This window comes from Ruegeria sp. BE3, assembly GCF_056538865.1.
This window is the reverse complement of sequence record NZ_JBQFTW010000007.1, coordinates 127,991-142,537: the sequence shown is the minus strand read 5'-3', so window position 1 is coordinate 142,537 and position 14,547 is coordinate 127,991. Positions and strand designations below refer to the sequence as shown.

The window sequence follows — 14,547 nt, the reverse complement described above, 5'->3', positions numbered from 1 at the left end:
GCGGGCTGCCCGTCAGCCCGCCGCCGCAATCAGTTCGCGGGTGTAATCGGTTTGGGCGTGTTCGAACAAATCCTCGGCAGCGCCCATTTCAACCACATCGCCGTTGCGCATGACGATGACGTTGTGAGACATCGCGCGCACGACCTTCAGGTCATGGCTGATGAACAGATAGGCCAGCCCGTATTTCCTTTGCAGGTCCCGCAACAGATCAACAATCTGCACCTGCACGGTCATGTCTAGCGCGCTGGTTGGTTCGTCCAGCACCAGCAGCTTGGGCCTCAATACCATGGCGCGGGCAATGGCGATCCGCTGGCGTTGCCCACCCGAAAACTCATGCGGGTAACGGTCCATCGCGGCTGGGTCCAGCCCAACCTCGGTCATCACTTCGGCCACCAATTCGCGCGGGGCACGATGGGGATCGACCTTATGTATGGCCAACCCTTCGGCGATGATCTGCATACAGGTCATACGGGGGCTGAGGCTGCCGAACGGATCCTGAAATACGATCTGCATGTCTTTGCGCAACCGCCTGAGTTCACGCGTTGACCAGCGGCGCACATTCTGGTCGCGGAAAGTGATCCCGCCCTCGGACGCGATCAAACGCATGATGGCCAGCGCCAGCGTTGTCTTGCCCGATCCACTTTCGCCTACGATCCCCAATGTTTCTCCTGCGCGCACGCTAAGCGTCGCATCATTGACAGCTTTCACATAGCCCACGGTCCGTTTGAGAAACCCGCGCTGAATCGGGAACCAGACTTTCAGGTGATCAGTGCGGGCCACCTCTTCGGCATCCGGGGCCACCGGGTCGGGGTGCCCGGACGGCTCGGCCGCCAGAAGCTTACGAGTATAGGGGTGTTGCGGGTTGTCGAAAATCTCCGTTGTCACGCCGGTTTCGACAATCTCGCCATCCTTCATCACACAGACCCGGTTGGCGATGCGGCGCACAATGCCAAGGTCATGGGTGATGAACAACATCCCCATGTTCTCTGACTTTTGCAGTTCGGCCAGCAATTCGAGAATCTGCGCCTGAATCGTCACGTCCAGCGCGGTCGTCGGTTCATCCGCGATCAGAATGTCCGGCTTGTTGGCCAAGGCCATCGCGATCATCACGCGCTGACGCTGTCCACCGGACAATTGATGCGGATAACTGTCCAACCGCTCTTCGGGGTCGCGGATGCCAACTTTGTTCAAAAGTTCCACAATCCGCGTGCGCGCCGCATCGCCCGTAACGCCCTGATGCAGCGCCAGAGATTCCGCCATCTGCTTCTGGATCGTATGCAGCGGGTTGAGCGAGGTCATCGGTTCTTGAAATATAAAACTAATGTCATTGCCGCGCACGTCCATCAATCTGTCTTCGGACGCACCGATCATCTCTTGCCCGTCATAGGTGACTGAGCCTTCGACTATTGCGCTATCGCCCAACAACGACACAGTGCTGAGCGCGGTCACGGATTTGCCCGAACCGGATTCGCCCACCAGCGCCACGGTTTCTCCTCGGTCGACCGTAAAGGACACGCCCTTGACCGCCGCCGAAACCTGCCCGTCCTGCCGGAACGAGACCTTGAGGTTGTTCACATCCAAAAGGCTCATGAGAAGGTCTTTCTGGGATCAAACGCATCGCGCACGCCTTCAAAAATGAAGACCAGCAGCGACAGCATGATGGCAAAGGTGAAGAAGGCGGTGAAGGCCAGCCACGGAGCCTGCAGGTTCTGTTTCGCCTGCAAGGTCAGTTCCCCAAGCGACGGGGCCGAGGACGGCAAACCGAAGCCGAGGAAGTCCAGCGAGGCCAGCCCACCAATGGTTCCGGTCACGATGAACGGCATGAAGGTCAGCGTGGCGACCATCGCGTTGGGCAGCATGTGGCGGAACATGATCGTCATGTTGCCAACCCCCAGCGCGCGCGCGGCGCGGACATATTCAAGGTTGCGTGCCCGCAGGAATTCAGCGCGCACGACGCCCACCAATCCGGTCCAACTGAACAGGATCATCAAGATCACCAACAGCCAGAAACTTCGACCCAGAATGGCGAACATGATGATGATAACGTAGAGCGAAGGGGTGGAGGACCAGATCTCGATGATGCGTTGGAAGATCAGATCCAGCCAGCCGCCGAAAAAGCCCTGGATGGCCCCTGCAAAGATGCCGATCAGACTGGCGGCCCCGGTGACGATCAGCGTGAACAGGATCGACAGGCGGAAGCCATAGATAACACGCGCCAGCACGTCGCGCTTGGTGTCATCGGTGCCCAGCAGGTTCTGACTGTTGGGCGGCAAGGGTGCCGCTCCGGGGCGATCCACACTGGTGTTGAAGGAATAAGGGATCAACGGCCATATGGCCCAGCCGCGTTCGAACCCATCGGCTTCAAACGTACCCGCCTTGATCTCGTCGATAATGCCTTCGGGATCGTCGAAACACTGCTCCAGCCCGCCACTATCGATCAGGCACATGACCTCGGGGTCGCGATAGATCGCCTCGGTCTGGAAATCGCCTCCGAATTCCGTTTCGGCGTAGAAGTTGAAAACGGGCGTGTAGAATTCACCGCGATACTTCACAAGGATCGGTTTGTCGTTGGCGATGAACTCGGCAAATAGCGACAGGCCGAACAGGACCGAGAAGATGATCAGCGACCAGAACGCCCGTCCATTGCGTCGGAAATTGCGCCAGCGGCGCTGGTTAAGGGGGGAAAGCGCCATTTACCCCTCCCGCTTTTCGAAATCGATGCGAGGGTCGACCAGCACATACATCAGATCGCTGATGATGCCGACAACCAGCCCCATCAGGCCAAAGATGAAAAGCGTGCCGAAGATCACCGGATAATCGCGCGCCACTGCGGCCTCAAACCCCAGTCGGCCCAGACCATCCAGCGAGAAGATCGTCTCGATGATGATCGAACCGCCAAAAAACACACCGATGAAGACGGCCGGGAAACCGGCAATCACAATCAGCATCGCGTTGCGGAAAACATGGCCGTAGAGGACCTTGCGCTCGCTCAGGCCCTTGGCGCGGGCGGTCATGACGTATTGCTTCTTGATCTCATCCAGAAATGAGTTCTTGGTCAGCAACGTTAGCGTCGCAAAAGCCGAGATGGTCAGCGCGATAATCGGCAGCGCGATATGCCAGAAATAGTCAGTGATCTTGCCGAACAGGCTGAGGCTGTCCCAATTGTCCGAAGTCAGCCCCCGCAGCGGGAAGATCTGCCAATACGAGCCCCCCGCGAAGAGCACCAGCAGAAGGATGGCAAACAGGAACCCGGGGATGGCATAGGCCACAATGATGGCTCCGCTGGTCCAGGTGTCGAAACTCGACCCGTCCTTGATTGCCTTGCGAATACCCAGCGGGATCGAGACCAGATAGGCGATCAACGTTGACCAAAGTCCCAGCGAGATCGACACGGGCATCTTTTCCAGCACCAGATCGATCACACTGATCGAGCGGAAATAGCTCTCGCCAAAATCCAGCGTCAGGTAATTGCCCATCATGCCCAGAAAACGTTCGAGTGGCGGTTTGTCGAAGCCGAACTCTTTCTCAAGCTCTGCAATGAATTCGGGCGGCAGACCGCGGGCACCGACGTATTTGTCGTCAAAGACACCGCCTGCGGGCTCGGCCCCTGCCCCGGCGTCGCCGCCGCCTGCAAAGCCGGCAAAGACATCACCCTGACCTTCGATCTGTGCGATGATCTGTTCGATCGGTCCGCCGGGGACGAACTGCACCAGCGTGAAGTTGACGATCATGATGCCCAGAAGGGTCGGTATGACCAGCAACAGACGTCTTAGAATATAGGCGCCCATGTTACCGCAGCGCGCCTTTCGCCTTCAGTGCCGCCTCTTTCTCGGGGTTGACCCACCACAGGTCGAGATAGCCCAGCGTGAACGGAGGCAGGTTTTCCGGGTATTCATACATGTCGTAGTAAGCTGTCCAATAATCCGCCACATACCCATCAGGGATGATGAAGAACTCATAGCGCAGCACACGGTCCAGCGCCATAAGCGCCGCGTCCTGTTCGGCTTGATTTGTGGTGTCGAATGACGCTTCGATCACGGCATCCACAAGCGGGCTGGCAAGACCCGCCGGGTTAAACAGGCTGAACGCCGCCTCTTCCGAGCCATACATCTGGCTCAGCCCGCCGCCCGTGGACAGGAAAGATCCGTAACGGGTCGAATACACCATGTCATAGTCGCGCTCGCGCCGACGCAGGGTGAACTGCGATGGGTCTACCTTTTCCGCCGTCGCATCTATGCCAATGGATTGCAGGTTCTGGACAAAGGTCTCAATCATCGTTGCGGTCGATGTGGGAATGCTGGAGGCGTAGGGGATATTAACCTTCAGCGTCTGCCCCTCTGCGTTGCGGCGCAGATTGCCATCACCCACGGGCCAACCGGCCTCATCCAGCAGCTTTGACGCCTGGCGCAGGTTACGGCGATCATTCAGGCGGGCTGCATTGGATTCGTGTACCACCAGCGCAGGCTCGTTCATAACGGCGGCGGGCACCACATCGCCCAGAGTTTCGAGGAACGCACGCTCTGCGCCTGTAGGCACATCTTTTGCTTCAAGATGGGTGTCCTGCACAAAGGAACTGCGCGGGGAGTTCAGGCCAAACATCAGCGATTCATTGGCCCACTCGAAGTTGAATGCCAGCGCGATAGCCTTGCGCACATTCTTGTTAGCGAATTGCGGCTTGCCCAGATTGAACACAAAGCCCGACGGCGTCGGAGGGCTGCCGTCAGCGATTTCATCCTGCACGACAGAGCCTTCGCTCAACTTCGGAAAATCATAGCTGGAGGCCCAAAGCTTCGGATCGCTCTCGATGCGCATGGTGTATTCGCCCGCTTTGAAGCCTTCGAACGCAGCGGTCTGGTCCGCAAAATATTCAATCCGGATGGTATCGTAGTTGTTCCGACCCACGTTGATCGGCAGGTCCTTACCCCAGTAGTCATCACGCCGTTTGTACACGATCCGGCGATTGATATCGTAGTTGTCCAGCTTGTAGGGGCCCGATCCCACGGCCACTTCCAGCCGGGGCTCATCCAGACGGCGGCTCTCATCCGCTTCGAACCACGCTTTTGAGAAGATCGGCGTTGAGCCCACCGTTTCGATTAGACCGCGCCGTGTCACTTCGGGGTTGAAAGTGAATTTCACCGTGTGATCATCCAGCGCCTCGGCATTCTCGACCATGCGCCCCACGGCTTGGGCATAAGATGGCAGGCCCTGCTCGATGAACAAACGGTGGCTATAGACGACATCCTCGGCCGTAACCGGAGTTCCATCCCAGAAGGTCGCCTCGGGCCGCATGTGGAAGATCACATAGTTGCGGCCTTCATCATACTCGATGCTGTTGGCCAGAAGACCATAGTATTGCCCGACACTGTCAGAAGTGCTGTCGATCAGCGAGTCATATTGGATCGTCGTCAGCGCGCCCGCGCGCCCCTTGCGTGAGAAGGGGTTCAGCGAATCGAACGTCCCCGAACCGGCAAGCGACAGCTCACCACCTTTGGGCGCATCCGGATTTACATAGTTCAGGTGCGGATAATCGACCGGATAATCCAGATTACCAAAGTAAGAATAGCCATGACTGCGCGTTATTGCTTCTTCGTTGGCAGCGGCAATATTTCCGCCAGACAAAAAGACCGTAGCCGAAATCCCAAGCACCGCAGCCCAAGATTGAAACTTTGGCGGTCGCGGTACGGTCAGAAGGGATTTCATGATGCTCGTCCTCTGGGTCATTTGTGATCTTCAATGTCGTGCAGGCCAGCTAAAAGACCAACACTTACTGTTGCAAGTTTAGAATGCGTGAACGCTTTGTGAAGTTCTTGTCAGACAAAAAATTAAAGCCGCTGCACCAGGCAGCGGCTTTGAAATCTTCAATTCTGACCGGTCGATCAATTTCCGATGGTTTGCAGATACGCAATCAGATCGGCGCGCTCTTGCGGTTTTTTCAGACCAGCAAAGCTCATCGAAGTGCCCGAGATATAGGCGCTGGGACGCTCGAGGAACGCGTCCAGAGCTTCCGGCGTCCAGTTGCCGCCATGGGCCTGCATCGAAGCTGAATAGCCGGTGAAGCCTTCGGCCGTTGCGACCGGGCGGTCTACGATACCATAGAGGTATGGACCTGTGCCGTTGGCACCGTCCTCAAGCTTGTGGCAGGCGGTGCATTTGCGGAACACACGTGCGCCCTTCTCAGGATCGGCTGCGGCGAGCATGTCTTCGAATACGACCTCTTCACCGTCAGCGCTCTCACCCGCGCTTTCTGTTTCGATAATGTAAGCTGCTTCGGCAGAATGGCTATCAGAGCTATAGAGGACGTCCGCCCCCCATTTTGCCAGAAGAAGCACCAAGAAGGTGCCAAACAGGCCTGCTGCGGCCTTGGTAACTGTCATCGTGTCGAACATTTTGATCGCGTGTCCATTTCAGCTGTCTTGGGGGTGTCTAAGGCTTCCCCTGAGAAGAGGCAAGGTATAGACACCGCGACTAAACGCCCAATTCGCGAACTTGTTGCACGGAAACGACCAAATGACCAAACGCATTGCATTTCAGGGAGAACCCGGCGCCTATAGCCACGAGGCGTGCCGTAACGCGCGCCCTGATATGGACGCCCTGCCCTGCCGAACTTTCGAAGATGTGATCGAATCAGTGCGCTCGGGCGAGGCCGATCTGGCGATGCTGCCGGTCGAAAACACCACTTATGGCCGGGTCGCGGACATCCACCGGCTGCTACCCCATAGCGGGTTGCATATCATCGACGAGGCCTTTGTGCGGGTGCATATCAACCTGCTGGGGGTTCCGGGCGCAAAGCTCGACGACATAACCGAGGCCCATTCCCATCTGGTTCTGCTGCCTCAATGCGCCGGGTTCCTCAAACAGCACAACATCCGAGGCCGTGTCAGCCCTGACAACGCCCGCGCTGCCCGCGAGGTGGCAGAGGCAGGTGAGCTTCACTCAGCCGCGCTGGCCAGCGAACTGGCAGGCGAGATCTATGGCCTGAATGTGCTGGCACGCCACATCGAGGATCATGGCGACAACACAACCCGGTTCCTGGTGATGTCACGCGAGGTCGATCTTGCGCGCCGGGGTGATCACGGGATGATCACGAGCTTTGTGTTCCAAGTCCGCAACATCCCGGCAGCACTCTACAAAGCGATGGGTGGGTTCGCGACGAATGGCGTCAACATGACCAAGCTCGAAAGCTACATGGTCGATGGTTCTTTCACAGCAACGCAGTTTTACGCCGATATCGTAGGTCATCCGGATGACCATAACGTCAAACTCGCGATGGACGAATTGGAACATTTCACGACCAATGTCGAACTGCTGGGCGTATACCCGGCGGCGCAACCGCGTGGGTAACTCGAGATTAGGTCGACGCTCGGAACTCGGACCGGCGCACCCCTGACTTCAAAGCGTTCAGAATTCTAACGGCGTTCGCACCGGTATCATCCGTTGAGTCGATTTCAAGGTCATACACGCGCCCGAGATGTATGGTTTGCTGATCCTGAACTGCGCTGCCTATCCTACGGTCGCCACGAGCCCTCTCTCGTTGTTCCAAAACATCGACCGGACAGTGTACCGCCACGAACAAGACGTCATGACGACCAAAATCGGGTTTGAGTGTTTCGATCCAGCCCGGACTGTCAAAAATATGCTCGACAATCAGATTGTTGCCCGCATCCGCATAAGCCACCAGCGACCAGTGGAAGCCGTCGAATATCTCTCGCCTGCTGTCTGCCCAGTCAAATTCACCGGTTCGAAATCGATGCATGGGCAAAATGCCTGCGTCTCTCAGATGGTCGATAGAGATATGCCAGAATGGCACATCGGCTCTGTTCTGTAGCGCCTGTGCGATCGTCGTTTTGCCACTGCTTGACGCGCCATGCAGGAGAATGATCTGTGATCTTTGGGCTATCCGCATTCGCTAGCACCTGTTCATTGGTAGTTGACCGGTCAGGTTCTTGCTCAATCAAACCCCGTGCAGGTGACGTTCTTCCATCTCGCGCGCGAAGTCGCTGAGACGTGTCTGGAACTGGCGGCGAAACCGGGACTGGCCCAGTTTCAGGGATTGCAGCAGTAGCCGGGAAGGCAGTGTCTTTGCTTTCAGCGACGTCATCACGCTCAGCCGTGTCCGGCGCTGCGACAGAGCCAGCAGTTCAATAAGAGTATCTCCGTTCATACCCTTGCTACTGGCCTGAAATCGCATCAACGACGGCGTTTCACATTCGCTCAGCACGATTGAAATCTGGCGTGGCTTACCGCGGATATTCAGCACCGTCTCCCATGACGTACCTGCATGCGGCGATGCAAACCCGGAAGTACGCCGAACGTCGATCCCGCGGCGTATGGCCATGCGCTCAAAACGCTCAAAATCCGCCACCATGGCAAACACCGTGTCGATCGGGACTTCGATATCTTCCTGTGCTGAAAACTGCATCTCGGTTCTTCTCTGTCTCGCGTCGCCGCCAGTCTCTCGTTAGTCCAGCGTGTCTGCAAGCCAGTGTTGCAGCAAAAAATGCGCAATCGCGCCCTTGCGGGCCGGTAACAGGGTCGGGTGATCCCCCGCGAAAGCCTGCATCATTTCAGTCCGGCTGACCCAGATCGCGTCTTCGATCTCAACCGGGTCAATCTGGATATCTGGCGACAAAGCTTCACCCGCGCAGCCAAACATCAGGGACGCGGGAAACGGCCAGGGTTGACTGGCCAGATAACGCACTGCACCGACGGGAACTCCGGCCTCTTCCATCACCTCGCGCCGCACTGCCGCCTCAAGCGTTTCACCGGGCTCAACAAATCCGGCCAGCAGAGAATACATCCCTTCCGGCCAACCCGGAGAACGCCCCATCAGAACCGAATTGCCATGCGTAATCAGCATGATCACCACGGGGTCGGTGCGCGGGAAATGCTGGCTACCGCAAGCAGGGCAACTGCGTTGCCATCCGCCCTGAGAGATCTCGCTGGCGGCGCCGCATCGAGCGCAGAACCGATGCGTCTCATGCCATCCGATCACCGCCTTGGCCGTCGCCGCCAGCTCTGCATCGCGTGGGCTGAGGCGCGTCATGATGCGACGCAGTTCGGCAAAGACATGACCCTCAGGCAGATCGGGGTGCTGCTGTTCACTGCGATCCACGAATTCTCCGACACCGGCCAAATCCAATCCTTTGGCCGTCCAGCCGGAAATATCCATAGCGAACAAAGGTATGGCATCGTCTGAAAGGCCCAACAGAATAGGCTTTTCGATCACTCCATCCGGACCATTTTGCAAAATCTCGTGGTCCATCGCGATCAGCGCCAGCTTGTCCAGGGCTTCACCCTGCACCAGCACCTTGCCACGCCACAGCAGCAAACAACACGCCTTGGGATCATCATAGGCCTGCGCCAGCTTCTCTGGGTCGCTCCGCAACAATCCCGCCCGGTTCAAGCCCGAGCCGCCAAAAGTAACCTGTTCTGCGCGTTTCATGCCTATTGTCCTCGCCTGCCGCGCCAAGGGCTGCCATGTCTGTGCTGTCGGTGCAACGGAATTTGAGCAAACAAAATATTTTTGATCTGCCGCCGAAAGACCGCAGCATTGCCCCGGAATTTGCACTAAGTCCACCTCATGGTGAAAAATCTGTTACGATGACAGTCAGAAGTTGAAATTTTGAAACACGATAATTCGGCGCGTCAAATGCAGACGCGTAATTCCTGCGCAAAGGTTCGGATATTGGCCACGTCCGACCTGCATATGCATTTGACGTCATTTGACTATTATTCCGACATTCCCGAGACGAGCCGGGGTCTGACCCGCACCGCCAGCCTGATCCGAACGGCCCGAGATCAGGCCCGGTGCGACGGCGCGCTGGTATTACTGTTCGACAATGGTGACTCGCTGCAGGGCACTCCGCTTGGAGAATGGGCCTCGGACGTCGCAACCCAGATACATCCGCTCTCACAGGCATTCGACGCTCTGGGATATGACGCGATCGGGTTGGGCAATCACGATTTCGGATTCGGGCTGGATCTGGTAAATCGTATTGCTGCTCAGATCACCTGTCCGATGATTTGCAGCAATATGCGCACAACACACACGCCTCAGGGCTGGGTCCCTCACGCGATCCTGCAGCGGATGGTTTCCGTAAATGACGAAGACGTTCCGCTCCGTATTGGTGTTTTGTCCGTTCTGCCGCCGCAGACCATTCGGTGGGAGGCGCATGTGTTGCAGGTGCAGGCAGAGGTCACCGATATTTTGACTACGGCAGAGCAGACGGCATCTTACCTCCGCGGTCAGGGCTGTGATCTTGTACTGGCGTTGGCCCATTCGGGGTTGGATCAGGCGGAAGCCGAAGCCGGGATGGAAAATGCAGTAATCCCTCTGGCCGCAATAGAGGGGATTGATGCGATCATTACCGGGCACACTCATCTGACGCTGCCCGGCAAGGCGCATGAAGGTTTGCCTCATGTGGATCACGAACAAGGGCTGGTTCATGGAAAACCGGTTGTGATGCCGGGATGGGGGGGCTCGCATCTGGGTGTGATCGATCTTGAGTTGAAACAGGATGCTGAGCACCGCTGGCGCATTGTTGAAAGCCAGGTCTGTGCAACGCCGATCAAAACGGCAACCGGATCGACTCCGGAAGATCCTGAATTGAAACAGCTTTTTGCCATAGGCCATGCGGAAACGCGCAAACGCGTCTCTGAACCCGTAGGGTCAGTGCCCAAGGCGTTGCACAGCTATTTCACCTATTGTGCCTTAGACCGGGGGCTTGCTTTGCTGGCGGCAGCTCAGGCTGCTGCCGTACGGTTCCATCTGGCCAGTACCGAGTGGGAGAGCCTTCCGATCCTCTCGGCCGCGGCACCCGCCAAATCCGGAGGCCGTGGAGGCCCAGAGTATTTTACCGACGTTCCCGCAGGCGAGATCTCGGTCCGCCATGTGGCCGATCTGCATGTCTTTCCCAATGAGCTGCGTGCGGTGCAGGTGACAGGAGAGCAACTGCGCGACTGGCTCGAAATGTCTGCTGGGGTGTTCAATCAGCTTTCGATCGATCAGCCCTCGCACCTGATCAACCCGAAGCGCGCAGGGTTCAATTTCGACGTTCTGCGCGGCGCAACTTATGAGATCGACCTCTCGCAACCGGCACGATTCGACGCTGCTGGCCGTCTGACGAATCCGGCCCATTCCCGAATCCGTTCGCTGAAGGTGGGCGGCAATCCGATCATTCCAGATCAGAAATTCATTGTCGCAACGAACAATTACCGCGCCAATGGCGGCGGGCATTTCCCTTCGATTCCACATGCCCATCCGATCACGCTGCCTGCGCGGCTCATTCATGATGTGCTGCGTGATTATCTGGCGGGCAAACTGTCATATGACCCGCTGGAGCAAGCGCCGCGCCCGTTCATTCTGAGGCCGACAAACGGAGCCAGAGCAATTCTGACCACCGGCCCGTCCGCCCGTGCCTATCTGCATGAATTGGCCGAGTATGACCCCTGCGTTCTGCCTTTGGACGAAGACGGGTTCCTGCCTATCCAACTGACCCTCTGACGGGTTGCCAATGTGGCGCAGCGGGCCTATATGAGGGGTCGAGAGGTTGGCGCGGGCGAGCGCCTCGCCAACCTGGTCAGGTCCGGAAGGAAGCAGCCACAACGAGTCCCGCTTGGGTCGATGTCCAGCCTCTCACTTTATCAACCCCTGAGCCACAGGAGGGCTTTATGATTGTAGCAATGACCCTTCGGGCAGCCGGGTTCTGATCCGACACGATCTTCTGACTGCCTGAACACATGACCAGCGGATGCGCGATCGCCATCCGTCGGACACGCTGTTTCTGACAACAGGCAGACCAATGTCTCTTTCTTTATCGGACCTCGGATGGTCCTCACATTTTGCCGCGCAACACGTGGCTGACCCAACCTGCAATCCCTTTCGCATCACAGCCGTTCATCGGGATCGGTTGATCGGACTTGGCCCAAACGGCGAGATCCCGTTGCTGACCCTCGACCACCCCACCGGCGACTATGCGGTTGGGGACTGGGTGTTGGCAGACAATGATAGACGCGTGCACCACCTGCTGGACCGGCGCAGCCTGCTGCAGCGTCGTGCTGCGGGCACAGGCGCTTCGGCGCAATTGATCGCCGCGAATGTCGATGTGTTGTTCATCGTCAGTGCATGCAATGCCGATTTCAGCCTGCCTCGGCTGGAACGATATCTGGCGCTTGCGCATCAGGCCGGGTGTTATCCGGTGATCGTGCTGACCAAGGCCGACAATTCCGATGCACCCGAGACCTTTGTGAAAAAGGCGCAAGCCATCGATCCGTTTCTGACTGTGTCGGCGATCAATGCACTGGATCCAGCAGAGATCGAACAGGTTCTTTCGTGGTGCCCAAAGGGTCAGACCGGTGCGCTGGTGGGCTCGTCCGGAGTGGGTAAAACCACACTAGCCAATGGCATGACCGGGCAGGAAAAAGCCACGGCGGGCATTCGCGAGGATGACGCACGGGGCCGGCACACCACGACCGCGCGCGCGTTACATCAGATGCGCAATGGCGGCTGGCTGATCGACACGCCCGGCATGCGGGCGCTGCGTTTGCTGGATGCACAGGACGGAGTTGATGAGGTCTTCTCGGACCTCACGGAGCTGAGCCTGAATTGCCGTTTCTCGGATTGCCAGCACGAAACCGAGCCCGGCTGTGCGGTTCAGGCCGCGGTCCAAAGCGGCGCGCTTGATCCGTCCCGGTTGGAGCGTTGGCGTAAGTTGCGGCGCGAGGATCAGCGCAACTCGGAAACCATCGCTCAATCCCGGGCGCGGGACAAAGCGTTCGGCAAGATGGTGCGCAGCGTCACGCAGCAGAAAAAGTCACGCAAGAAGCTGTGAGGCAACGCCCCGTCTGGTCAGTCGATCAGGCGGGGCCAGACCGCTGCGTTGCGTCGGGCGAACGCTCCGATATGTCCAACTTTTGGCAAACCAAATTCCTGCGGCGACAACAGGTGACGACGGGCATTTGAGCCGTAAAGATCAGCCAGCCGCCACACGGCGGCGGGTGGTACCATCTCATCATCTTCAAAGGCGAACAGATCAACACGCCCGCCTGCAGTGGACCAGCGAGCCTGAGGCAGCGTCTCTCCGATCTCGGGCAGATAGCTGTCGGGAGCCGTGCACCACTTGCGCCACTGCCAATAGACAGGCGCGGGCAGGTCTTCACCAAAACCGACCACCTTGCCTGGCAAATATCCCAGAGCACGGACCAATAACGGCACATGGCCATACCAGAACAACGCAGCCAGCGCGCGGTAAGGCCACGGGTGATCTTTGAGCGTCACCAGTCCTGAACAGACGCAGATCATCCGATCTATCTGTTCGATATCCGACTGCACCGGCCCAAGCATCGCACCAAGCGAGTGGCCAATACTCCACAGCTTGGCACCCGGAAACCGAAGCCGCATCTCGGCCCGTGCGGCAGGGATATCGACCAGCGCCCAGTCTGCCATTGTCACGGTCGAGGCCTTCTGCGACCCGGTCAGCGAGTGACCAAAATCCCGGTAGTCGTAGGTCAGGCAGGCTATTCCGCGCTCAGCTGCCAGCCAACGCGCAAAATGCTGATAGTAATCTCGTGGTACACCTGTGGCATTGTTAATGACCACAACCGTTTCCGGATCGGTCGCAGGCCGATACAAGCGGGCGGACAGCATCGCGGGCCCGGCGGGGAACCGGAACTCCTCGGTCATCACGGTTTGCTGAGCGTCCAACATCTGATCCTCATGCGTTATCTGAACCGATCAGTTCACTCGATCGCGTTCGAGTCAAGGTTGACGTGGCTGGACCAAAGGTAAGCTTGTGGCATTCAATCCGCTTGACTCGGGAAGTGCGCAACCGCTAGCGATGTGGTGATGGTTCCCGCTCCCTCGTTCGAGGCCGGGATGAAAAGGGAACACGGTGCGGCCCTGCCCGGTAATATCCGGAACGGACCAAATCCGCGACTGCCCCCGCAACTGTAAGCGGAGAGCAATGCCGTAGCGCCACTGGCCTTGAAGGCTGGGAAGGTCGGCAAAGCGATGACCCGCAAGTCAGGAGACCTGCCATCGGAACCGAAACTGAAACTCGGGCGGGGTGTCCGGGCAGGTCCAGACTGCACTGTGCTGTCCCACCTGTTTCACACCCTCAGCCCACGCGCGGAGGGCGCATCATGATATGGAAAACCGGAACCCACCAGTTCTCGGCAACAATTTGCCAAAGGACGGGGAAAACCTGTCCGGCTTTGGCGCGAATCGCACGGGCGCTGGCCACCTCGATGGCGGAATCAGCCCCTGCGGCAACTACAGAATTCGAGATTCAGGGCAGTAGCGAACTGGCGCATTGTACGGATGGGTGCACCGCCCGTTTTCGCGCGCGCGCCGACGAAGTCAGAGTGTTCTGCGGTGCTGGATCAGACGACGCGATTGAGCATCTGGACAGCTACGCAGACCTTTTGTTCGGCACCGAGACCGCAGCACTGTCGACAAGTATCTTGTCGAACCCGCCATGCGCGATGCTCGAAGTGTTGACGCTTGCCCAGACTACGTCGGTGCAACCCGAATACCGACCGTCTGCCTGA

General features: G+C 58.0%; 13 protein-coding genes, 1 other RNA gene and 1 riboswitch. Of the genes, 5 read left to right on the top strand and 9 right to left on the bottom strand.

The genetic code is table 11. The features are described 5' to 3' along the window. Window positions 1-12 precede the first annotated feature (12 nt). From ACR0AZ_RS16155 to ACR0AZ_RS16135, 5 genes are all read right to left on the bottom strand, one after another. Window positions 13-1,590, bottom strand: a complete 1,578-nt coding sequence (locus ACR0AZ_RS16155) for an ABC transporter ATP-binding protein (protein ID WP_480471794.1) — start codon at window positions 1,588-1,590, stop codon at window positions 13-15. Further along, window positions 1,587-2,693: an ABC transporter permease gene (locus tag ACR0AZ_RS16150; protein ID WP_480667878.1), complete on the bottom strand. Its 1,107-nt coding sequence runs from the start codon at window positions 2,691-2,693 to the stop codon at window positions 1,587-1,589. The genes ACR0AZ_RS16155 and ACR0AZ_RS16150 overlap by 4 nt, the downstream gene beginning before the upstream one ends. Continuing rightward, on the bottom strand, window positions 2,694-3,788 hold the full coding sequence (locus tag ACR0AZ_RS16145; RefSeq protein ID WP_480667877.1) for a microcin C ABC transporter permease YejB: 1,095 nt from the start codon (window positions 3,786-3,788) through the stop codon (window positions 2,694-2,696). Between the two features lies 1 nt (window position 3,789). Next, window positions 3,790-5,700: an extracellular solute-binding protein gene (locus tag ACR0AZ_RS16140; protein WP_480667876.1), complete on the bottom strand. Its 1,911-nt coding sequence runs from the start codon at window positions 5,698-5,700 to the stop codon at window positions 3,790-3,792. A 176-nt stretch (window positions 5,701-5,876) separates the two neighbouring features. Next, on the bottom strand, window positions 5,877-6,386 hold the full coding sequence (locus ACR0AZ_RS16135) for a c-type cytochrome (protein WP_480471790.1): 510 nt from the start codon (window positions 6,384-6,386) through the stop codon (window positions 5,877-5,879). A gap of 121 nt (window positions 6,387-6,507) precedes the next feature. Between ACR0AZ_RS16135 and ACR0AZ_RS16130 the strand changes: the two genes are divergently transcribed. Next, window positions 6,508-7,341, top strand: coding sequence for a prephenate dehydratase (locus ACR0AZ_RS16130; protein WP_480471789.1), 834 nt, complete (start codon window positions 6,508-6,510; stop codon window positions 7,339-7,341). A gap of 7 nt (window positions 7,342-7,348) precedes the next feature. Here ACR0AZ_RS16130 and ACR0AZ_RS16125 read toward each other — a convergent pair whose 3' ends face one another. From ACR0AZ_RS16125 to nudC, 3 genes are read right to left on the bottom strand one after another with little or no spacing between them, the layout of a single operon-like run. Next, window positions 7,349-7,903 (bottom strand): chloramphenicol phosphotransferase CPT family protein, encoded by a 555-nt coding sequence (locus ACR0AZ_RS16125; RefSeq protein ID WP_480471788.1) that lies wholly within the window; start codon window positions 7,901-7,903, stop codon window positions 7,349-7,351. 48 nt (window positions 7,904-7,951) lie between these two features. After that, window positions 7,952-8,419 (bottom strand): SRPBCC family protein, encoded by a 468-nt coding sequence (locus ACR0AZ_RS16120; RefSeq protein WP_480471787.1) that lies wholly within the window; start codon window positions 8,417-8,419, stop codon window positions 7,952-7,954. Window positions 8,420-8,458: 39 nt separating this feature from the next. Further along, window positions 8,459-9,442 (bottom strand): NAD(+) diphosphatase, encoded by a 984-nt coding sequence (gene nudC / locus ACR0AZ_RS16115; protein ID WP_480471786.1) that lies wholly within the window; start codon window positions 9,440-9,442, stop codon window positions 8,459-8,461. Window positions 9,443-9,649: 207 nt separating this feature from the next. Here nudC and ACR0AZ_RS16110 point away from each other — a divergent pair, with 207 nt between their 5' ends. The 3 genes from ACR0AZ_RS16110 to rsgA all read left to right on the top strand — a co-directional run bounded on the left by ACR0AZ_RS16110 (window position 9,650) and on the right by rsgA (window position 12,830). Further along, the gene (locus ACR0AZ_RS16110) at window positions 9,650-11,503 is read left to right on the top strand and encodes a bifunctional 2',3'-cyclic-nucleotide 2'-phosphodiesterase/3'-nucleotidase (RefSeq protein WP_480667875.1); all 1,854 of its coding nucleotides are present in this window, start codon (window positions 9,650-9,652) and stop codon (window positions 11,501-11,503) included. Between the two features lie 39 nt (window positions 11,504-11,542). Beyond that, window positions 11,543-11,641: signal recognition particle sRNA small type (gene ffs, locus ACR0AZ_RS16105), an RNA gene on the top strand. Between the two features lie 109 nt (window positions 11,642-11,750). Beyond that, entirely contained in the window at window positions 11,751-12,830 is a 1,080-nt protein-coding gene (rsgA, locus tag ACR0AZ_RS16100; protein ID WP_480667874.1) for a ribosome small subunit-dependent GTPase A, read from the top strand. Between the two features lie 17 nt (window positions 12,831-12,847). Here rsgA and ACR0AZ_RS16095 read toward each other — a convergent pair whose 3' ends face one another. Beyond that, complete coding sequence (locus tag ACR0AZ_RS16095) at window positions 12,848-13,705, bottom strand: alpha/beta hydrolase family protein (RefSeq protein ID WP_480667873.1); 858 nt, start codon at window positions 13,703-13,705, stop codon at window positions 12,848-12,850. 122 nt (window positions 13,706-13,827) lie between these two features. Next, window positions 13,828-14,051: riboswitch (cobalamin riboswitch) on the top strand. 88 nt (window positions 14,052-14,139) lie between these two features. On the opposite strand from ACR0AZ_RS16095, the gene ACR0AZ_RS16090 reads away from it, so the two are divergent. Continuing rightward, complete coding sequence (locus tag ACR0AZ_RS16090) at window positions 14,140-14,547, top strand: hypothetical protein (protein WP_480659744.1); 408 nt, start codon at window positions 14,140-14,142, stop codon at window positions 14,545-14,547.

Coding starts and splice junctions, on each gene's coding strand:
- ACR0AZ_RS16150 (WP_480667878.1), bottom strand. CDS start 2,693: ATGGCGCTTTCCCCCCTTAACCAGCGCCGCTGGCGCAATTTCCGACGC.
- ACR0AZ_RS16110 (WP_480667875.1), top strand. CDS start 9,650: ATGCAGACGCGTAATTCCTGCGCAAAGGTTCGGATATTGGCCACGTCC.
- ACR0AZ_RS16135 (WP_480471790.1), bottom strand. CDS start 6,386: ATGTTCGACACGATGACAGTTACCAAGGCCGCAGCAGGCCTGTTTGGC.
- nudC (WP_480471786.1), bottom strand. CDS start 9,442: ATGAAACGCGCAGAACAGGTTACTTTTGGCGGCTCGGGCTTGAACCGG.
- rsgA (WP_480667874.1), top strand. CDS start 11,751: ATGCGCGATCGCCATCCGTCGGACACGCTGTTTCTGACAACAGGCAGA.
- ACR0AZ_RS16140 (WP_480667876.1), bottom strand. CDS start 5,700: ATGAAATCCCTTCTGACCGTACCGCGACCGCCAAAGTTTCAATCTTGG.
- ACR0AZ_RS16090 (WP_480659744.1), top strand. CDS start 14,140: ATGATATGGAAAACCGGAACCCACCAGTTCTCGGCAACAATTTGCCAA.
- ACR0AZ_RS16145 (WP_480667877.1), bottom strand. CDS start 3,788: ATGGGCGCCTATATTCTAAGACGTCTGTTGCTGGTCATACCGACCCTT.
- ACR0AZ_RS16125 (WP_480471788.1), bottom strand. CDS start 7,903: ATGCGGATAGCCCAAAGATCACAGATCATTCTCCTGCATGGCGCGTCA.
- ACR0AZ_RS16095 (WP_480667873.1), bottom strand. CDS start 13,705: ATGTTGGACGCTCAGCAAACCGTGATGACCGAGGAGTTCCGGTTCCCC.
- ACR0AZ_RS16130 (WP_480471789.1), top strand. CDS start 6,508: ATGACCAAACGCATTGCATTTCAGGGAGAACCCGGCGCCTATAGCCAC.
- ACR0AZ_RS16155 (WP_480471794.1), bottom strand. CDS start 1,590: ATGAGCCTTTTGGATGTGAACAACCTCAAGGTCTCGTTCCGGCAGGAC.
- ACR0AZ_RS16120 (WP_480471787.1), bottom strand. CDS start 8,419: ATGCAGTTTTCAGCACAGGAAGATATCGAAGTCCCGATCGACACGGTG.